Source organism: Rhizobium sp. YS-1r, from assembly GCF_000757525.1.
Classification (GTDB): domain Bacteria; phylum Pseudomonadota; class Alphaproteobacteria; order Rhizobiales; family Rhizobiaceae; genus Neorhizobium; species Neorhizobium petrolearium.
This window is the reverse complement of the sequence record NZ_JPYQ01000009.1, coordinates 234,345-253,511: the sequence shown is the minus strand read 5'-3', so window position 1 is coordinate 253,511 and position 19,167 is coordinate 234,345. Positions and strand designations below refer to the sequence as shown.

The following is a 19,167-nucleotide window of genomic DNA, read 5'->3' as shown; positions in this document are numbered from 1 at the left end:
TGAAAAAATATTTACAAGAACGAAATGAGCATAACCGTGACAACCGATGATGCACCCTCCCCGCGGGCCGGACTGCCAGCCAATTCGGTGGTCGCGGAACGTATCGAAACCATCTATCCGGAGCTTTCTCAAGCGTTGAGGACCTTCGCCGACTATGTCCTTAAGTATCCAATGAAGGTGGCCGGCCTCTCCATCAACGACACCGTAGATATCACCGGCGTGTCGGCCGCAAGCGCCAACCGGTTTGCCCGCAAGCTTGGCTTCGATGGCTATGCCGATTTTCGTGCTGAACTGCTGCGTGGCATGGCGCCGGCGATCGAACCGGTGGAACGCCTGCGGCGAAAACTGTCGGAGGAATCAACGACGCCGGACGTGGTTGCGGCTTCGCTGATGGAAGACATCGCCAATCTTCAAGGTTCTCTCGGCAACCTCGACCCAGCGCGCGCCGAGCAAGCCGTCAGCATGATCGTCGATGCCCGGCGGATCTTCGTCTTGGGATTCGACAACGCTGCGGGCCTGGCGCTCGTCCTTATGCATCGGCTCCAGGCGATCGGCTGCGACGCGCGCGCCGTCGAAAGTGGCGCCGGCGCGCTTTCCGTCGCTCGCCATCTGGCGGGACTCGGGCCGAACGACCTGGTCATCTCGATCGCCTTCCCACGTTATCTGCGCGACACGGTGTCGATGACGCGTTTCGCCCATCAGCACGACATCCCGATCCTTGTCGTGACGGACAGCCAGACCTCGCCGATCGCAAAGCTTGGAAAAGTCGTCGTCTACGCCCATGCCCGGCGCAGCTTCTCCTCGACCTCCGATGCCGCCGTTCTTGCGGTACTCGAAGCGCTTGCGGCCGGTGTCGCCAATAAAAAACCCGGCGCAGCGAATGCCGCCCAGCGTTTCGCCGATATGGGGTTTTATTGGTTCGCCTATCCCGAAGAGGAGGAAAAAGCGCTCAGCGCCCACTCCTCAAGATCCGCTAAGAAGAAAGAGACGCCATAACCAGATCCGGCTGCATCATGAGACCTCCGGTCAAGCTACGGAAAGCCCCGCTCTATGCCCCCCGGCACCTTCTCGATGATAGTGAGAAGGATACGGGACGGTGCATCGATATTGGATCGCCCAGGCTCCCGATCGCGAACACGGCCGAAGGAAAATCCGTACCGGGCGGCAAACGCCTTTTTGGGACAATCCGGTTTTCTGGCGGATGGCGTGAAGGTCCGGCTGTGGCGAGATATGAATAACATAGTCCGCCGGATCGGCCTCGCCCTTGGCAAAAACAAGACCTGCCCGCGCACCCTTGGGTAGCAACTGCCAACAACCATCACCTCGACATTGTTGAGGTCGTCTTCCAATCTGCGGACCTCCATGACGGGATCAATATGGTAGATACGCTTTGTTGGCGGATGTTGTCGAATGCATGAGGCTTTTGTCCGAATCCCTTCGCGTTCGTGGGGACGACTGGACGACTTCAGCCTCGCATACGCCGTAGCAGCGGCACCTTACTTCGGCATGTCGAAGGAGGATGCTCGGCATGAATGGAACCACGTGGCCGGCTGGATTGGACGATGGCAGGATGTATTTTCACAACGCGGTGTAGCGGGGTCGACATCGATTACCTTGGCGACGTCCTGGATTCTCCGGCGATGCTTGAACATCGCCGATAGGCCATAAAACCGTCTGGCATCGGTTCACCGATGCGCCGAACGACAGATGTCGCTCCGAAGCTGGTGCGCTCGCGATGATTGAACTTGGTGGCGTTTGCGACCTCACTCCGGCATTCTGCGCAGCTCGTTTCGAACTGCCTAGGAAAGATTTGTCTGTGTGTCTTTGCTGCAGATTGCCGCCGCTCCTCCTTTTGCTACAACCGCCAAAGGGTATCTTCCGCGCGCCACCTGTCCCCACCATGACATCACCCACGTCAGGATTTGAGGCGAGGACGGACACAATCTCATTGCGCTCTTCCTCAGCCACGTTTTCATCCTTGGCAGATGCCAGGGAGGGATGTGTTTAAGCGGTTAGCTGTCGTTGTCGTTTCAGCTCAACAGCGCCTGCATGGTCGCCCGGAAGCGAGCCTCGATGCCTTCGCGAAACTTGTGCCGACCGCCTTTTACCTGCCTGACGCCGTTCACCCAAACACTGTCCGGCTTCGGACCACCCGCGAAGATCAGATGATCGAGGACCGTATCGCCTGTAACCCACGGATACCCTGAAAGATCGAGCGAGACGAGATCGGCCGGCGCGCCCTCGCGGATACCCGCCTCATCGCCAAGCGCCCGGTTGCCACCCGCGAGCGCACGGTCGAACAGGGCACGGCCGGTCGAGCCGTTGACAGGCGCGATAACGTTGCGGGCACGGCGGGCGAGACGCTGCGAATATTCGAGCTGGCGCAGTTCGTCGCCAAGCCCGATCAGCACGTTGGAATCCGAACCGACGCCGAAGGCACCACCGGCCGCGAGGAAATCCGCGCCCGGAAAAATGCCGTCGCCGAGATTGGCCTCCGTGACCGGGCAGAGGCCGGCGACGGCGCCGCTTTTCGCCATAGCGCGGGTTTCCGCCTCCGTCATGTGGGTGGCATGGATAAGGCACCAGCGCCGATCGACCGGGGCATTCGCCAGGAGATAGTTTACCGGAGTTGCGCCTGAGAAGGCGACGCAGTCCTCCACCTCCTTTACCTGTTCGGCCACGTGGATATGGACCGGCCCGTCCTTGGCGAGCGGCAGGATCTCGGCGATCTCCTTGATGGTCGCTGCGCGCAGGGAATGGGGCGCAATACCGATCCGGCTTTTCGGAAGCGAGGCGACGGCTTTCGCCGCCCCCTCCATCAGCCGCGCGAAGCTTTCGGTGGAATTGACGAAACGCCGCTGGCCTTCGCCGGCCGCCTGCCCGCCGAAGCCGGAATGGGCGTAGAACACCGGCAGCAGCGTCAGCCCGATGCCGGTTTTGGCCGCGGCTGCGGCGATACGTTCCGCCATCTCGGCGATGTTTGCATAAGCCGCACCGTCCTTGTCATGGTGCAGGTAATGGAACTCGCCGACGCGGCCGAAGCCGGCTTCCAGCATTTCCATATAGAGCTGCGCGGCAACCGCCTCGACCTGATCCGGCGTCATCGACAAGGCAAAACGATACATCAGCGTGCGCCAGCTCCAGAAGCTGTCGTCACCCGTGCCTCGCACCTCCGTCAGCCCAGCCATGGCCCGCTGGAAGGCATGGCTATGCAAATTGGGCATTGCGGGCAGGAGAACGTCGAGGCGCTCATCCGTCGGGGTCGCGGCAACCCCGACTTCTACCCGCGCAATCCGACCATTTTCGAGCATCAGCCGCACATCCCGCAGCCAGCCTCCGGCCGTCAATGCCGTTTTTGCGTGAAGCGTCGTCATCATCGCGTTCCCGATTTTTCGTCTTGTCAGGTTCACCATTATGTATATACATATTACGAACAAAGGAAAGGCAAAAGACAATGAGCGGGAACAATTCCTTGCCTACTTCCGACCATCCGGCCAATGGCCTCTGGCGCAATGCGCGGCTTGCGACCTTTTCAAACGATATTGCCGTCACCGAAGACGCAGCCCTTGCAGTCGTTGACGGACGTATCGCCTATGCCGGCGCGGAAAGCGTGCTGCCAGCGGAATTCGCCGCGCTGCCCGCGACCGATTGCCAGGCGCGGCTGATCACCCCCTCGCTCATCGATTGCCACACCCATCTCGTCTTCGGCGGCGATCGCGCGATGGAATTTGAAATGCGGCTGTCCGGTGCAAGCTATGAAGAGATCGCCAGGGCCGGCGGCGGCATCGTCTCGACAGTTTCGGCAACGCGGGCGCTCTCGGTGGACCAACTGGTGGCAGAAAGCCTGCCGCGCCTTGATGCGCTGCTTTCCGAAGGCGTTTCGACCGTCGAGATCAAGTCCGGCTACGGACTGACCGTAGAGACCGAACTGAACATGCTGCGCGCCGCCCGCCACTTCAGCGAGATCCGCCCTGTGCGTGTCGTGACGAGCTGGCTTGCCGCGCATGCCACCCCGGCCGAATACAAGGGCCGCAACGGCGACTATATCCGCGATGTCGTGCTGCCGGGGTTGGACATGGCCCATGCAGAGGGGCTTGTGGATGCCGTGGACGGCTTTTGCGAGGGCATAGCCTTTTCGGTTGCTGAGATGCGGACCGTCTTCGACAAGGCGAAGGAACTGGGGCTGCCGGTCAAGCTTCACGCCGAGCAGCTTTCCAATCAGGGCGGCGCGAAAATGGCGGCGTCCTATGGCGCACTCTCCTGCGAACATCTCGAATATCTCGACGTGGAAGGGGCAGAAGCCATGGCAAGGGCCGGAACGGTAGCCGTGCTTCTGCCGGGTGCCTATTATACGCTGCGCGAGAAGCAGGCGCCGCCGGTGGCCGCGCTGCGGCAGGCCGGTGTTAGGATCGCGCTTTCCACCGACTGCAATCCCGGCACCTCGCCGCTTACCTCACTTCTGCTGACGCTCAATATGGGCGCGACCCTGTTCGGCCTTACCGTCGAAGAATGCCTGGCGGGCGCCACCCGCGAGGCCGCCCGCGCGCTTGGCCTCCTCCACGAGACAGGCACGCTGGAGGCCGGCAAATCCGCCGACTTTACGGTCTGGAACTTGAAACGCCCAGCAGAACTCGTCTATCGCATCGGCTTCAATCCCCTTCACGCCCGCATCTTCAAGGGAAGGAAGGCATCCTGATGACCCACGTTCTCACACCCGGACAGGTTTCCCTCCCCGTCCTGACGGATATCTACTGGAACGGCGCCACTGCCCGGCTCGATCCCGCCTTCGACATGGCGATCGAAAATGGCGCGCGGCGCATCGCCGAGATTGCCGCCGGCAACGCTCCGGTCTACGGCATCAATACCGGCTTTGGAAAGCTCGCCTCGATCAAGATCGACGCGGCGGATGTCGCCACACTCCAGCGCAACCTCATCCTCTCCCATTGCTGTGGCGTGGGTGACCCGCTGCCAGAAAATATCGTGCGGCTCGTCATGGCGCTGAAGCTCGTCTCCCTCGGGCGCGGCGCTTCGGGTGTCCGGCCGGAACTGGTGCGGCTGATCGAGGCCATGCTGGAGAAAGGCGTCACCCCCGTCATTCCGGAGAAGGGTTCGGTCGGCGCGTCCGGCGATCTCGCGCCGCTCGCACACATGGCGGCGGTGATGATGGGCGAAGGCGAGGCCTTTTTCGAGGGCAGCCGGCTTGCGGGCCGCGCAGCCCTGGAAAAGGCCGGACTTGTGCCGATCGTGCTGGCCGCCAAGGAGGGATTGGCCCTCATAAACGGCACGCAGACCTCCACGGCACTGGCGCTTGCCGGCCTCTTCCGCGCCCACCGCGCATTGCAGGCGGCGCTGGTCACCGGAGCACTTTCGACCGATGCGGCGATGGGCTCCTCCGCGCCCTTCCATCCCGATATCCACACGCTGCGCGGGCACCAAGGCCAGATCGATACGGCAGGCGCCTTGCGTGAACTGCTGGACGGTTCTGAAATCCGCAAGAGCCACATCGAAGGCGACGAGCGGGTGCAGGACCCCTATTGCATCCGCTGCCAGCCGCAGGTGGATGGCGCCTGCCTCGATCTTCTGCGCTCCGTCGCCCGCACGCTGGAAATCGAGGCCAATGCGGTAACCGACAACCCGCTGGTCCTTTCCGATAATTCCGTCGTGTCCGGCGGTAATTTCCACGCCGAGCCGGTGGCATTTGCCGCCGACCAGACGGCGCTCGCCATCTGCGAGATCGGGGCAATCGCCCAGCGTCGCATCGCCCTTCTGGTCGATCCGGCGCTGTCCTACGGCCTGCCTGCCTTCCTGTCGAAAAAGCCGGGGCTCAATTCCGGACTGATGATCGCCGAGGTCACCTCCGCGGCGCTGATGAGCGAAAACAAGCAGATGGCCCATCCAGCCTCGGTGGACTCAACGCCGACCTCCGCCAATCAGGAGGATCATGTCTCCATGGCCTGCCATGGCGCGCGCCGCCTGCTGGCAATGACGGAAAATCTGTTTTCCATTCTTGGTATAGAGGCGCTTGCCGCCGTCCAAGGCGTGGAACTGCGCGGACCGCTGAAGACCGGGACCGAGCTTCAGAAGGCGCTCACCACAATCCGTGCCGTCGTGCCTGCGCTGGAGGAGGATCGCTATATGGCGAACGACCTCAAGGCCGCAGCCGCGCTGGTTTCGTCCGGCGCGCTGACGGCGTCGGTGTCCGCCGGCATTCTCCCCGCATTGGAGGTTTGAGATGGCTGTTTTCGAGGTCAGTCGGGGCACCTCGCCCGTCATTCTCGGTTTCCCGCATACGGGAACCGACGTGCCGCCCGCAATTTGGGAACGGCTGAACGACAATGGCCGCAAGCTCGCCGATACCGACTGGCATATCCACAAGCTCTATGACGGTCTGCTGGCGGATGCGACCACGGTGCGTGCCACCTTTCATCGCTATGTCATCGACGCCAACCGCGATCCGGCGGGCGCGAGCCTCTATCCGGGGCAGAACACCACGGGCCTGGTCCCGGAAACGGATTTCGACGGCCTGGCGATCTGGGAGGATGGCGAAGCACCGAGGCAAGCCGATATAGCCGCCCGGCTTGCCGAATTCCACGCCCCCTATCACGCCGCACTCGCCGCCGAAATCAGGCGGGTGAAGGCGACCCATGGCTTTGCCGTGCTCTACGACTGCCATTCGATCCGCTCGCACATTCCCTTCCTGTTCGAGGGCAGGCTGCCGGATTTCAACATCGGCACGGACATGGGCAGGACCTGCGCACCGGAGATCGAAAAAATAGCCGTCGACGTGACAGCGACGGCCGAGGGCTACACGTCCATCCTCAACGGTCGCTTCAAAGGCGGCTGGACGACGCGCCATTACGGCCAGCCGGAAACCGGCGTTCACGCCATCCAGATGGAACTGGCGCAATCCACGCATTTGCGGAGCGAGGACCTGCCCTTCGCCTATGACGCGGCGAAGGCGGAGACGCTTCGCGTCCACCTGAAGGCCATTCTCACCCGCATCGAGGCCTTTGCGCTCGCCAACAAGAACTGAGGGGAAACCACCATGATCGATCCGCGCCACAACGAACGCGAAATCCATGCCCCGACGGGCAGTGAACTCACTGCAAAGAGCTGGCTCACCGAAGCGCCACTCCGGATGCTGATGAACAATCTCGACCCCGATGTGGCCGAGCGTCCGCACGAATTGGTCGTCTATGGCGGCATCGGCCGCGCAGCCCGAACATGGGCCGATTTCGATACGATCGTCGCCACGCTGAAGGATCTCAACGAGGACGAGACGCTGCTGGTACAGTCCGGCAAGCCGGTCGGCGTATTCCGCACCCACAAGGATGCCCCGCGTGTCTTGATCGCCAATTCCAACCTCGTGCCGCACTGGGCGACCTGGGACCATTTCAACGAACTCGACAGACGAGGCCTGGCCATGTACGGCCAGATGACCGCTGGCTCGTGGATCTATATCGGCGCGCAGGGCATCGTCCAGGGCACCTACGAAACCTTCGTGGAAGCGGGACGCCAGCATTACGCCGGCAATCTCAAGGGCAAGTGGATCCTGACCGGCGGCCTCGGCGGCATGGGTGGTGCCCAGCCGCTCGCGGCCGTCATGGCCGGCGCCTCATGCCTTGCCGTCGAATGCGACGAGACCCGCGCCGACTTCCGCCTGCGTACCCGCTATGTCGATGAAAAGACACACAGCCTCGACGAGGCGCTCGCAAGGATCGGCGAATGGACGAAGGCCGGCGAAGCGAAGTCCATCGCGCTCATCGCCAACGCCGCGGATATCTTTCCGGAGCTGGTGAAGCGCGGAGTTCGGCCCGATATCGTCACCGACCAGACCTCGGCGCATGATCCGCTGCACGGCTACCTGCCTTCGGGCTGGACGGTCGCCGAATGGCGCGCCAGGCAGGAGAGCGACCCGAAGGCTGTCGAAAGGGCCGCCCGCGCCTCGATGAAGGTGCATGTTCAGGCCATGGTCGATTTCTGGAACGCAGGCGTGCCGACGCTCGACTACGGCAACAACATCCGCCAGATGGCCAAGGAAGAGGGGTTGGAAAACGCCTTCGCGTTCCCCGGCTTCGTGCCGGCCTATATCCGCCCACTCTTCTGCCGCGGCATCGGCCCCTTCCGCTGGGCAGCCCTTTCCGGCGATCCGGAGGACATCTACAGGACCGATGCGAAGGTCAAGGAACTGCTGCCGGATAACAAGCACCTGCACAACTGGCTGGACATGGCCAGGGAACGCATCTCCTTCCAGGGGCTGCCGGCGCGCATCTGCTGGGTGGGTCTCGGCGACCGCCACCGCCTCGGCCTCGCCTTCAACGAAATGGTGGCCAAGGGAGAATTGAAGGCGCCGGTCGTCATCGGCCGCGACCATCTCGATTCCGGCTCCGTCGCCTCGCCGAACCGCGAGACGGAAGCGATGAAAGACGGTTCGGATGCCGTCTCCGACTGGCCGCTGCTTAACGCCCTGCTCAACACCGCTTCCGGCGCCACCTGGGTGTCGCTGCATCATGGCGGCGGCGTCGGCATGGGTTTCTCGCAGCATGCCGGCATGGTTATCTGCTGCGACGGTACGGAAGATGCGGCGCGGCGCATCGAGCGCGTGCTTTGGAACGATCCAGCAACTGGCGTCATGCGTCATGCCGACGCCGGCTATGACATCGCTATCGATCACGCGAGGAAGATGGGCCTGCGTTTGCCGGGCATTCTTGGAAACTGACCTTCGGCCGCCGGATCGCAATGCAGGACGCATTCATGAAGATATTGCGCGCGGCCGATTATCAGTGGATGGCCTGGAAAAACGGCGGTGGCGAGACCGCTGAAATCCTTGCCTTCCCTCCGGGTGCCTCGATGGACGATTTCGACTGGCGCATCAGCATGGCGGACGTGGCGAGCGACGGGCCTTTTTCGCTCTTCCCCGGCATAGACCGGACGCTGACATTTCTGAGCGGCGACGGCGTCGCGCTCGATATTGAGGGGCAAGGGCGGGTCGTTCTCGCCCCCTCCTCCCCGCCACTTGCCTTTCCAGGCGATGTGCCGGTGACCGCGAGCCTGACCGGCGGGCCGGTGCGCGATCTCAACGTCATGACCCGCCGCGGCCGCTATTCGCATCGCGTCCTGCCCATCGAGGTCGAAGGTCATTGCGAATTGCCGATCGGCTCCGACATCGCCTTCCTCTTTTGCCGCAACGGCGAGGTGTCGGTCGGCGATGCGCGACTCGGCGCCCTCGATGCGGTCATGACGAGGCGAGGCCTCCTTGATCTCTCCGGTACGGCGTCCCTTTGCCTCGTTCTTTTGCGAAACGAGTGAATGCCGTTTTTATCGGCATTTATGCATAGACAAATGAGAGCTGGCGTGGCTAGTATACCTGCCGGAACGCGATCATAAGACAACCAGTTCTGGATAAGGGGAACGTTATGAAAAGCAGAATTTTTGCCACTACTCTTCTCGCCGTGCTTGCTGCAGCCAGCGCCGCCCGTGCCGAAACCGCCGTTTCCATCGGTATATCGGGCTGGACCGGCTTTGCGCCGCTGACGCTCGCCAAGGAAGCCGGCATCTTCAAGAAGAATGGCCTCGACGTCACCATCAAGAAAATCCCGCAGGCCAGCCGCCATCTGGCGCTTGCGTCCGGCGACATCCAGTGCGCCGCGACCACGGTCGAAACCTGGGTCGTCTGGAACGCGAACGGCGTCGCTTCGACGCAGATCTTCCAGATGGACAAGTCGCATGGCGCCGATGGTATGGTCGTGCGCCCGGACGTCGCCAAGATCGCCGACCTGAAGGGCAAGACGATCGCCGCCTCCACACCAGGCACCTCGCCCTATTTCTTCCTGTCCTATATCCTGAAGAAGAACGGCCTCTCGCTGAAAGACGTCAAGGTCGTGAACATGGAACCGGGGCCGGCCGCACAGGCCTTCGTTGCGGGCCAGAACGATGCCGCCATGACCTATGAACCCTATCTGTCGACCGTGCGCGCCGCCCCCGACAAGGGCAAGATCATCGCCACGACGCTGGATTATCCGGCGGTCATGGACACGTTCGGCTGCACGCCTGCCTTCCTGAAGGACAATCCGGCCGCGGCCAAGGCGTTTGCCACTTCCTATTTCGAAGCGCTCGAACTGATCAAGAAGGAACCGGAAAAGTCCTACGGCATCATGGGCGCCGATGTGAAGCAGTCAGCCGAAGCCTTCGCCGGTTCCGCCAAGCATCTGGAATGGCAGGACAAGGCCGCCAACAAGAAGTTCTTCGAAGGCGAGTTCAAAACCTTTACCGCCGATGCCGCCGACCTGCTTCTGGAGACCGGTGTCATCAAGGCGAAGCCGGACCTCGAAAAGCTGGCGGATACGTCCTTCATCGACTAAACGCCCAAGGGCGGCGCAGAAGGCGCCGCCCCTCTCCCAACCGGACAAACGGACCCGGCCCCATGCATCCCTTGCAGCCCATCGGTCGCGGCGCGCGCATCGCCCTCGGCATTCTTTTCTTCGTCCTCTTCTTCGCGGCCTGGGGTTTTGCGACGCTTGGCGGCTTCGTATCGCCTACCTTTCTGGCCGACCCGATCACGATGGCCCGTGACGGGCTCTATCTGCTGACGGAGCAGGGTTTCCTCACCGATATCGGCGTGACCGTCTGGCGTGTCGTCGGCGGCTTCGTGCTCGCCTCGGTCGTCGCCGTGCCGCTCGGCATCGCCATGGGCGCCTACAAGCCGGTCGAGGCGCTGCTTGAACCTTTCGTCTCCTTCGCCCGTTATCTGCCGGCCTCTGCCTTCGTGCCGCTGCTCATCCTCTGGGCCGGCATCGGGGAACTGCAGAAACTGCTGGTCATCTTCATCGGCTCGGTCTTCCAGATCATCCTGATGATCGCCGTCGGCGTCGCCAATACGCGCCGCGATCTGGTCGAGGCCGCTTATACGCTGGGCGCAAAGGATTCCGGTGTCATCCGCCGTGTGCTCATCCCGGCCAATGCACCGGACATTGCCGAGACGCTACGCCTCGTGCTCGGCTGGGCCTGGACCTATGTCATCGTCGCCGAACTGATCGGCGCCTCCTCCGGTATCGGCTACATGATTATCAATTCGCAGGCGCTGATGGCGACCGGCCAGATCATCTTCGGCATCATCGTCATCGGTCTTATCGGCCTCGTGTCCGATTTCCTGTTCAAAGCGGTCAATCGCCGCCTCTATGCCTGGAGGCTCGCATGAGCGCCGAACTCGTCATCTCCAACGTCTCCCGCGTCTTTCCGGGGGTCAATGGCGGCCAGCCGGTCACGGCGCTGCAGCCGACCGACCTGGAGATTCCGCGTAACGACTTTGTCACCATCCTCGGCCCTTCCGGCTGCGGCAAGTCAACGCTCCTGCGCATCGTCGCCGGTCTGGACCGGCCGACAACCGGTTCGGTCACGCTGGCCGGCCAGCCGGTCACCGGGCCGGGCGCCGATCGCGGCATGGTCTTTCAATCCTACACGCTCTTTCCGTGGCTCACGATCCGCGACAATGTCGCGTTCGGCCTGAGGGAAAAAGGCGTGCCCGAGAGGGAGAAATGGGAGATCGTCGACAGTTATATCGACAAGGTCGGGTTGCGTGGCTTCGAGAACCATTGGCCGAAGCAACTTTCCGGCGGCATGCAACAGCGCACGGCGATCGCCCGCGCGCTCGCCAACAATCCGCGCATCCTGCTTCTCGACGAGCCCTTCGGCGCGCTCGACAACCAGACACGCGGCCTCATGCAGGAATTGCTGCTCGGGATATGGGAGCGCGAGGTAAAGACGGTGATCTTCGTCACCCACGACATCGAAGAAGCCGTGTTCATGGCCTCCCGCGTCGTCACAATGACCGCGCGTCCGGGCCGCATCAAATCGATCACCCCTGTAGACCTGCCGCATCCGCGTCACTATACGGTCAAATCCAGCCCGGAATTCTCCGCGCTTCGCCTGAAGCTGACGGAGGAAATCCGCTCCGAAGCGATCATGGCGGCAACGGATGGTTAGGGCACGTGGACAAAGCATTTCCGCGACCGGGTTTCGGCGACAAATGTTCGAAAAGGTTTCCCGGGAAGGTGTTGACGGGCTTTCCGGGAATTGCGTCATGCGAAGGTAGGCCAATGGACGAACGGGTGGAGAAGACGCCGGATACGACGCTGCACCACCGGATTCTCGCCGATGTCGAGAACCGCATCCTGTCCGGCGAATGGCCGCCCGGCCACCGCATTCCTTTCGAGCACGAATTCACGCAGCAATATGGCTGCTCGCGCATGACGGTCTCCAAGGCTCTGGGCGATCTTGTGCGACGCGGGCTGATCGAGCGCCGCCGTCGTTCCGGCAGCTTCGTCGCCTATCCGCAGGTGCAATCGGCGGTATTGGAGATTCAAGACATCCGCCATGAGGTGGAGGCGCTCGGGCTTGCCTATGCCTGGCGGCCGCAAGGCCGGACACTGCGCGTTGCCCGCGCGGAGGACCGCAATCGGCTGGACCTGCCGCCCCGCGCCCGCGTTCTCGCTGTGACCGGTTGCCACTATGCCGGTCGCCGGCCTTTCTGCCACGAGGATCGCCTGATCAGCCTGAGGGCGGTACCGGAAGCGGAAAACGAAATGTTTGACGACAATATAGGGCCTGGCACATGGCTTTTGCGCAAGGTGCCGTGGAGTGCGGCCGAAAACCGTATCAGCGCCGTGTCGGCCGAACCGGAGATCGCCGCGACCCTCGGCATCGCGGCCGGCACAGCCTGCCTGGTCATCGAGCGGCGCACATGGACCGCGGACCAGCACATTACGCAGGTTCGCCTCACCTATCCGGGCGACCGTCACCAGCTCGTGGCCGCGTTTACCCCGTCACAGTCGTCATAGACCGTGGTGACGTTCCGGACGTAAAACCGCTTGTCGACCGCCGCATCATCAGGACCCTCGCCGCACCAATTCGCGCCCACGCAGGTTAAGGCAACGCTCTTTCGGGTGAGGATAGGTCACAGGTTTCAGCCTCTTTCGATCATGGGATAGTTGGCGAAACCAAGACAAAAGCGCCCGCCGGTGTTGTCGGACATGCGTTCACCGTCATGCTCCAAAGCCGTAGCGGGCATGCATCAAGGTTCGTTCGATGCCCCGAAGCTCCGCCAGGCCTTTAAGACGCCCGATGGCGGGATAGCCGGGTTGCGCACCGCGTGTCAGGTCGTCGAGAATCTCCTGTCCGTGATCCGGCCGCATGGGGATGAGGTGATCCTCCCGACCTTCTTCGCGACGTCTCGCCTCTTCCGATAGCAGTGCGGCGATAACGGCGACCATATCCGTTGCGCCTTCCAGATGCTCATCCTCGAAGAAGGAGCAGGGAACGGTGTCGGTATCCCGGGTTACGTTACGCAGATGAACGAAGTGGATGCGGTCGGGAAAGCGGCTGGCGATGAAGGGCAGATCGTTATCTGCGCGCGCGCCCAGCGAACCCGTGCAGAGCGTCACGCCATTTGCCCGGCTGTTGACCTGTTCCAGCATATGGGCGTAGTCGGTCTCGGTCGAAAGGATACGCGGCAGACCAAGGAGCGGCCAGGGCGGATCATCACCATGTGCGCAGATATTGATGCCGACCTCCTCCGCCACCGGCACGACCTCTGAGAGAAAATCGACAAGATTTTGCTGTAGTCGCTCCCGATCGATGCCCTGATAGGAGCGAAGCTTCTCAAGCAACTGGTCCAAGGTGTAGCCATCCGCCGAGCCCGGCAGTCCCGCACCGATGTTTTTGCCGAGCGCAGCAATCTTCGTATCCGCCATCCCGGCGAAATGCCGCGCTGCTTCGTCCTGCAGCCATTCCGGATAATCGCAAGCCGCCTCCGGACGTTTGAGAATATGGATGTCGAAAGCGGCAAAATCGACCAGATCGAAGCGCATCGCCTTTGCGCCATGGCGTGTTTCCCAGCGCAGGTCCGTCCGCGTCCAATCCAAGACCGGCATGAAATTATAGCAGACGGTGCGAATTCCGGAGGCAGAAAGACGCCGCAAGGTCTCCTGCCAATTGGCAACGTGACGTCTCCAGTCGCCGGTTTGCGTCTTGATATCCTCGGAGACCGGGACGCTTTCCACCACGTCCCATACCAGCCCGCCGGCCTTGATTTGCTCGTGTCGTTCGGCAATCTCGTCAACCGGCCAGACCTCACCGGTTGCGATATGGTGCAGCGCGCTGACGATACCTTCCGCGCCAGCCTGTGCCGCATCGCGCACGGTCACCTTGTCGATCGGGCCGAACCAGCGCCATGTATGTCTCATATCTCGTCCTTCAAAACCTGGTTTGATTGTTTGAAAGTGATCTGCACCTTGCAGGCCGTTGACCGGTCCCTGGCCCGATCGAAAGCCTCGACGACCTGATCGAGCGGAAACGTGTGGGAAATGATCGGCCGCACATCGATACGCCGCGTCGAGATCAATTCCACCGCCTGCGCGAATTCATCATGGAAGCGCTGCGAACCCCGCCAGACGATCTCCTTGCCGACAAGGGCGTTCAGCGGGATCGTCATATCGCCGGTAACGCCGACCTGAACGATCGTTCCGCGCGGTTTGACCGCGGCAAAGGCAGAGCGCAACGCCGGCCCGGCCGCCGAGCAATCGAAAGCCGCGTCAAAGCTGCCCTTGTTCTCTTGAAAAGGCTGTAACCCGTCCGGATCGGCCGCAACGTTGATTGTCCGAGTCGCCCCCATGGCCGGCGCCCTGGAAAGAGCGGCATCCGTCAAATCCGTGACGACGATTTCCGCGGCACCGGCGTGACGAGTGGCCGCAACCGTCAGCAGCCCGATCGGGCCGGCGCCCGTCACCAGCACTTTCTTGCCGGACAGATCGCCTGCCTGAGCCACGGCGTGCAGGCAGACGGCCAAAGGTTCCGCACAGGCTGCCTCTCCTGCCGAGACGCCATTGCCGACCGGATGGCACTGCGTGGCCCGCACGATCAGCCTTTCCCGAAACATGCCGTTTTCGTGGGGCAAACGCATGGCCGAGCCCATGAAACGCATTTCGAGGCAATGGATCGGCTGTCCGATCCGGCAATATTGACATTCACCGCAAGGCTGCGACGGGTTAACCGCCACGAGTTGCCCGATTTCGAGCCCGGTGACACCCTCGCCCAAGATTTGAACAAAACCCGAGGCTTCGTGCCCGGCGATGATGGGTTCGCGAACCCGCACGGGACCGAATCCGCCATCCTGATAGTAGTGAAGGTCAGAGCCGCAGATACCGCCCGCCGCCATCACGAGAAGGACCTCGCCGGGCCGTGGCTCGGTATATTCAAACGTTTCCACTCTCAAATCACGCCGGGCGTGAAGTCGGGCAACACGCGTTTGCATCGCTTTGATGCCTTTCGTTCAAAAAAATGCTTGGTCCGCCGGAAGCGGACCGAATACCTATCGGATGAGACCCAGCAGTGTAGGCAGCCAAAGGGTAATCGCCGGTACGAAGGTGATCAGACCAAGCGCTATGAACAGCGGTATCATCCACGGCAGGATGGCAAGCGTCGTGCGCTCGACGGACAGCTTCGAGATGCGGGAGAGTACGAAGAGCACCATACCGACCGGAGGCGTTAAAAGGCCAATCATCAAATTCAATGTAATGACCAGGCCAAGATGGACCGGATCAATTCCGTAGCGCGCTGCAACCGGCATCAGGATGGGGACAAGGATGCTGATGGCAGCGATGGTATCGAGGAAAGCTCCGACGATCAGCAAAAGAATGTTGACGATGAGAAGGAAGGTCCACCAGTTATCCGTCAGGCCGAACAGGAAGTCGGAGAACAGTTGCGCGGCCTGGCTGACCGTCAGCAGCCATGCGAAGATGGATGCCGCCGTGACGATGAACAGGACCGACGCCGTGGTTTCGATCGTGTCGAAAGACGCCTTGGCCAATGTCCGCAGCGTCATCGTGCGATAGCGCACGAGCCCGAGAAATAGTGACCACAGTACGGCGGCCACAGCAGCTTCCGTGGGCGTGAACCAACCCATGGTCATGCCGCCAATCAAGAGGACCGGTGTCATCAGTGCCATGACCGCGGAAAAATCATAATACCAGTCGAGAGCGACAAGAAAAGCGAGCCCGATCAGCACCGCAATATTGATCGACAGGCCAGCAAGGATCATCAGGTATATCAAGGCGGGAAAGGCAAGCACGATCAGCACTTCGAGCGAAGCACCCAGCAGCTGCTTCAGTTCGAATGGCGTATCCGAGCCCCAGCCCTTGCGTCTGGCGAAGATATAGACGGTCACCATCATCAGTACGGTCATGACGACGCCGGGGATGATACCCGCCATGAACAGCGCCCCGATCGAGGCATTGGCCATCATGCCATAGATGACGAAGGGCAACGATGGCGGAAAGATGGGGCCGAGCGTTGCCGAAGCAGCGGTGACGCCGACTGCCGCTTCAACCGGATAGCCGTGGTCCTTCATGGCCTTGATTTCGATCGTGCCGATGCCGGCAGCATCGGCCAGCGCCGTTCCGGACATGCCGGAAAAGACGACCGATCCGATGATGTTGACCTGCGCCAGGCCGCCCTTCATCCAGCCCACCAACGCAAGCGCAAACCGATAGATGCGCCCGGTAACGCCGGCAATATTCATGAGGTTGCCGGCAAGAATGAAGAACGGCACCGCAATCAGCGGAAAACTCTCGACGCCGGCGATCATGCGCTGGGCTGCGATGATGTCCGGCGCGACGCCATAAATCACCAAGTATAGCAACGAGGCAACCGCCATGGAGACGGCAACCGGCGTGCCGATAATCAGAAGCAACAGGAATGATCCGAGAAGAAGAAGCATGCTCAGATTCCCCCCGCGTTGATATGCTCCTGCGCCTGCTCGCGCACCGATTTGGTACCTGTCAGATCCCTGATCAGGTTTTGCAGGGAGCGAAGAAACATCAGCGCAAAGGCTGCGAAGACCGTATAAAAAACTATGCCGCGCGGCAGATCGACGGTGACCATCCGCTCGTCGCCGACAATCTCGAGATATCGCCACATCAGCCACGTGACATAGGCGAAGAAGGCAATGGCGATGGCATCGACAGTGGTTTCTAAAGCTCTGACGATCCGGCCCGGCAGGAAGCGGTAGAGTAGATCGACCTGGATGTGACGTACCATTCGCACGCACATCACCGAGCCAAGGAAAACGACGACGACAAGGCAATTGGCGGCGATTTCCTCGGTCCAGGCGAAGCTGTCATTCAGCACATAGCGTGTGAAGAATTGCAAAAAGACGGCAAGACCCATGCCCCAGAAGACCGCAAGCGTCACCCAGTCCTCGACCGCGTAAGGAGAAAGATCAACCGGTGCGGCTTCTTCCTCAAAGGCATGCGCCATCTCTTCCACGCTGATCGGCGCGTGCGAATGCTCCGTCATCGGATCGACTCCGTTCATAAAGATTGCAGGAGGTTGCCCCGACGCACCGAATGCGCCGGGGCAAGGATCATCACTTGATCGCGCGGATGGCTTCCCAATCGGCCTTCTCGTAGCCGAAGTCTTCAAGTTTGACTTTCTCGACGACATTTTTCTCGAAGTCTGCCTTGTCGATTTCGGTGACGGTCAGCCCCTTCGTCTTGAATTCATCAACGAGCGCCTTCTCGCGCGCTTCGATGGTCTTGGTCGTACGGGCTGCGGCTTCGAGCATGACGTCCGTGAAGATCTTCTTGTCCTCGTCGGAGAGGCTTGCCCAGCGGGTCTTGGAGATAACGGTGTTGAGGTGATCGACGATATGACCGGTCAGCACGATGTTCTTCTGGACTTCATAGAACTTCTTGGCCTCGATCGTCGTCAGGGGGTTTTCCTGCGCTTCGACGGTCCCGTTCTGAAGCGCCAGATAGACTTCCGCGAAAGCGATCGGCGTCGTGTTGGCGCCGCATGCACGTGGCATTGCAAGATAGGCCGGAACGTCCGGCACGCGCATCTTCAAACCGGCCATATCGGCGCATTTGGAGATCGCACGGTTCGAGGTGGTATGGCGCGTTCCGTAGTAGCTGACGGCCACGATATGGTTGCCGGTCTTTTCCTCATAGCCCTTTGTCAGCGTCTTGAAGACGTCGCTCTTCGTGTAGGCGAGAAGATGGCTGGGGTCGCGGAAGATATAAGGATAATAGGTGACGCCGATTGGCTTGTAATCGCGCGCGGCGAAACTGGAACCGGAAATAATGATGTCCACGGTGCCGAGCTTGAGGCCCTGGTTGATGTCGGCTTCTTTGCCGAGTTGGGACGCCGGATAGACCTCGATTTTGTAGCGGCCATCCGTTCGCTTGGCGATCTCCTCCGCGGCCCATACGGAATCCGTGTGGAACGGCTCGGAGGTCTCATAAACATGGGCCCACTTCAAAACGGTTTCTGCATGAGCAGAAAGTGTTGAGACAAGGCTGACTGCGGCTGCGCCCAACAGTGTTGTCAGTTTGAGTTTCATTCTTTCCTCCTAGGTGAAACTGAACTTCCTGGATGACCGCGCCCGGATGGCGAAACGGTCAGTCTTCTCTGGTTGGCTCCTCCCCGAAGCTTTCCGAGAATCTCTTTTGCGCCAGCGTCAGATGACGCCGCATGGCCTCACGCGCCGCGGCAGGATCACCTGCTGCAATGGCGTCACGAATGATACGATGCTCTTCAAGCGCCAACTTCCAGGTGTGCGGACCTTCGAAATAGCTGGCGAGTTTCTTGAAGTAGGGTGACATCCGTGAATCGTAAATCAGCCCGGCGAAATGTTTCAGAGCCGAATTGCCGATGATGTCCGCAATAGCGGTGTGAAAATCCCGGTCGCAGACAAGTGCAACCGAGGCGTCGTTGAGCGATTGCTCCATACGCTCCAGAATAGCATCGATACGCGCAATGCTTGCGGGCGTCACAAGACGCGCAGCTTCCTCCGCAATTCCGCTTTCGATCAGGCAGCGCGCCTGAAGGATCTCCAAAGGACCTTCGGTATCATCGTTCGGCAGGACACCGAGGGCTAGCCTTGGTCGGCTGCTGATGTAGACGCCGGACCCCATCCGGATCTGGATATGTCCTTCGACCTCAAGCACGATCAGGGCTTCGCGAACCGTCGGGCGGGAGACAGCAAAACGCTCCGCAAGCTCTCGTTCGGGCGGAAGCCGTGAGCCCGGCTTCAGCTCTCCCGTCTCGATGAGCACTCGTATCTGTTCCGCAACCTGCCGATAAAGCCGGCGCGGCTCCAAAGCCACGAACATC

The 19,167-nt window shown here is 61.2% G+C and carries 17 protein-coding genes; 10 read left to right on the top strand and 7 right to left on the bottom strand.

The features are described from left to right. The first annotated feature begins 36 nt into the window (after positions 1-36). On the top strand, positions 37-996 hold the full coding sequence (locus JL39_RS10470; RefSeq protein ID WP_244446865.1) for a MurR/RpiR family transcriptional regulator: 960 nt from the start codon (positions 37-39) through the stop codon (positions 994-996). A gap of 1,034 nt (positions 997-2,030) precedes the next feature. Here the strand turns inward: JL39_RS10470 and JL39_RS10465 are convergent. Continuing rightward, positions 2,031-3,374, bottom strand: coding sequence for a formimidoylglutamate deiminase (locus JL39_RS10465; RefSeq protein WP_037149724.1), 1,344 nt, complete (start codon positions 3,372-3,374; stop codon positions 2,031-2,033). 80 nt (positions 3,375-3,454) lie between these two features. On the opposite strand from JL39_RS10465, the gene hutI reads away from it, so the two are divergent. From hutI to hutC, 9 genes are all read left to right on the top strand, one after another. Then, positions 3,455-4,696: an imidazolonepropionase gene (hutI, locus tag JL39_RS10460; protein WP_037149452.1), complete on the top strand. Its 1,242-nt coding sequence runs from the start codon at positions 3,455-3,457 to the stop codon at positions 4,694-4,696. After that, positions 4,696-6,231, top strand: coding sequence for a histidine ammonia-lyase (gene hutH / locus JL39_RS10455; protein ID WP_037149449.1), 1,536 nt, complete (start codon positions 4,696-4,698; stop codon positions 6,229-6,231). The genes hutI and hutH overlap by 1 nt, the downstream gene beginning before the upstream one ends. Before the next feature lies 1 nt (position 6,232). Further along, complete coding sequence (hutG, locus tag JL39_RS10450) at positions 6,233-7,033, top strand: N-formylglutamate deformylase (protein WP_037149445.1); 801 nt, start codon at positions 6,233-6,235, stop codon at positions 7,031-7,033. Positions 7,034-7,045: 12 nt separating this feature from the next. Beyond that, positions 7,046-8,719 (top strand): urocanate hydratase, encoded by a 1,674-nt coding sequence (gene hutU, locus JL39_RS10445; protein ID WP_037149443.1) that lies wholly within the window; start codon positions 7,046-7,048, stop codon positions 8,717-8,719. A 35-nt stretch (positions 8,720-8,754) separates the two neighbouring features. Further along, positions 8,755-9,309, top strand: a complete 555-nt coding sequence (locus JL39_RS10440) for a HutD family protein (RefSeq protein ID WP_037149720.1) — start codon at positions 8,755-8,757, stop codon at positions 9,307-9,309. A 107-nt stretch (positions 9,310-9,416) separates the two neighbouring features. Next, positions 9,417-10,361 carry an ABC transporter substrate-binding protein gene (locus JL39_RS10435; protein ID WP_037149441.1) on the top strand — a complete coding sequence of 315 codons (945 nt, stop codon included), beginning with the start codon at positions 9,417-9,419 and terminating at the stop codon, positions 10,359-10,361. Between the two features lie 62 nt (positions 10,362-10,423). Beyond that, positions 10,424-11,197, top strand: a complete 774-nt coding sequence (locus JL39_RS10430) for an ABC transporter permease (RefSeq protein WP_037149438.1) — start codon at positions 10,424-10,426, stop codon at positions 11,195-11,197. Further along, a complete protein-coding gene (locus tag JL39_RS10425; protein ID WP_037149435.1) occupies positions 11,194-11,982 on the top strand; it encodes an ABC transporter ATP-binding protein in 789 nt (262 codons plus the stop codon). Before JL39_RS10430 ends, JL39_RS10425 begins: the two co-directional genes overlap by 4 nt. A 113-nt stretch (positions 11,983-12,095) precedes the next feature. Further along, positions 12,096-12,836: a histidine utilization repressor gene (gene hutC / locus JL39_RS10420; RefSeq protein WP_037149432.1), complete on the top strand. Its 741-nt coding sequence runs from the start codon at positions 12,096-12,098 to the stop codon at positions 12,834-12,836. A gap of 204 nt (positions 12,837-13,040) precedes the next feature. On the opposite strand, the gene uxuA is transcribed toward hutC, so the two are convergent. The 6 genes from uxuA to JL39_RS10390 form a co-directional block, all read right to left on the bottom strand. Continuing rightward, positions 13,041-14,240 carry a mannonate dehydratase gene (gene uxuA / locus JL39_RS10415; protein ID WP_037149430.1) on the bottom strand — a complete coding sequence of 400 codons (1,200 nt, stop codon included), beginning with the start codon at positions 14,238-14,240 and terminating at the stop codon, positions 13,041-13,043. Further along, on the bottom strand, positions 14,237-15,307 hold the full coding sequence (locus JL39_RS10410; protein WP_037149427.1) for an L-idonate 5-dehydrogenase: 1,071 nt from the start codon (positions 15,305-15,307) through the stop codon (positions 14,237-14,239). The genes uxuA and JL39_RS10410 overlap by 4 nt, the downstream gene beginning before the upstream one ends. A 57-nt stretch (positions 15,308-15,364) precedes the next feature. Further along, the gene (locus JL39_RS10405) at positions 15,365-16,771 is read right to left on the bottom strand and encodes a TRAP transporter large permease (protein WP_037149424.1); all 1,407 of its coding nucleotides are present in this window, start codon (positions 16,769-16,771) and stop codon (positions 15,365-15,367) included. 2 nt (positions 16,772-16,773) lie between these two features. Continuing rightward, positions 16,774-17,349 carry a TRAP transporter small permease gene (locus JL39_RS10400; RefSeq protein ID WP_037149716.1) on the bottom strand — a complete coding sequence of 192 codons (576 nt, stop codon included), beginning with the start codon at positions 17,347-17,349 and terminating at the stop codon, positions 16,774-16,776. Positions 17,350-17,419: 70 nt separating this feature from the next. Further along, positions 17,420-18,394, bottom strand: a complete 975-nt coding sequence (locus JL39_RS10395) for a sialic acid TRAP transporter substrate-binding protein SiaP (RefSeq protein WP_037149422.1) — start codon at positions 18,392-18,394, stop codon at positions 17,420-17,422. A gap of 58 nt (positions 18,395-18,452) precedes the next feature. Beyond that, the gene (locus tag JL39_RS10390) at positions 18,453-19,166 is read right to left on the bottom strand and encodes a FadR/GntR family transcriptional regulator (protein WP_037149419.1); all 714 of its coding nucleotides are present in this window, start codon (positions 19,164-19,166) and stop codon (positions 18,453-18,455) included. Position 19,167: the final 1 nt, after the last annotated feature.

What these genes read in the sequence shown, in the direction of transcription:
- JL39_RS10465 (WP_037149724.1), bottom strand. Translation starts at nt 3,374, where the DNA reads ATGACGACGCTTCACGCAAAAACGGCATTGACGGCCGGAGGCTGGCTG.
- hutI (WP_037149452.1), top strand. Translation starts at nt 3,455, where the DNA reads ATGAGCGGGAACAATTCCTTGCCTACTTCCGACCATCCGGCCAATGGC.
- hutH (WP_037149449.1), top strand. Translation starts at nt 4,696, where the DNA reads ATGACCCACGTTCTCACACCCGGACAGGTTTCCCTCCCCGTCCTGACG.
- hutG (WP_037149445.1), top strand. Translation starts at nt 6,233, where the DNA reads ATGGCTGTTTTCGAGGTCAGTCGGGGCACCTCGCCCGTCATTCTCGGT.
- hutU (WP_037149443.1), top strand. Translation starts at nt 7,046, where the DNA reads ATGATCGATCCGCGCCACAACGAACGCGAAATCCATGCCCCGACGGGC.
- JL39_RS10440 (WP_037149720.1), top strand. Translation starts at nt 8,755, where the DNA reads ATGAAGATATTGCGCGCGGCCGATTATCAGTGGATGGCCTGGAAAAAC.
- JL39_RS10435 (WP_037149441.1), top strand. Translation starts at nt 9,417, where the DNA reads ATGAAAAGCAGAATTTTTGCCACTACTCTTCTCGCCGTGCTTGCTGCA.
- JL39_RS10430 (WP_037149438.1), top strand. Translation starts at nt 10,424, where the DNA reads ATGCATCCCTTGCAGCCCATCGGTCGCGGCGCGCGCATCGCCCTCGGC.
- JL39_RS10425 (WP_037149435.1), top strand. Translation starts at nt 11,194, where the DNA reads ATGAGCGCCGAACTCGTCATCTCCAACGTCTCCCGCGTCTTTCCGGGG.
- hutC (WP_037149432.1), top strand. Translation starts at nt 12,096, where the DNA reads ATGGACGAACGGGTGGAGAAGACGCCGGATACGACGCTGCACCACCGG.
- uxuA (WP_037149430.1), bottom strand. Translation starts at nt 14,240, where the DNA reads ATGAGACATACATGGCGCTGGTTCGGCCCGATCGACAAGGTGACCGTG.
- JL39_RS10410 (WP_037149427.1), bottom strand. Translation starts at nt 15,307, where the DNA reads ATGCAAACGCGTGTTGCCCGACTTCACGCCCGGCGTGATTTGAGAGTG.
- JL39_RS10405 (WP_037149424.1), bottom strand. Translation starts at nt 16,771, where the DNA reads ATGCTTCTTCTTCTCGGATCATTCCTGTTGCTTCTGATTATCGGCACG.
- JL39_RS10400 (WP_037149716.1), bottom strand. Translation starts at nt 17,349, where the DNA reads ATGACGGAGCATTCGCACGCGCCGATCAGCGTGGAAGAGATGGCGCAT.
- JL39_RS10395 (WP_037149422.1), bottom strand. Translation starts at nt 18,394, where the DNA reads ATGAAACTCAAACTGACAACACTGTTGGGCGCAGCCGCAGTCAGCCTT.
- JL39_RS10390 (WP_037149419.1), bottom strand. Translation starts at nt 19,166, where the DNA reads ATGTTCGTGGCTTTGGAGCCGCGCCGGCTTTATCGGCAGGTTGCGGAA.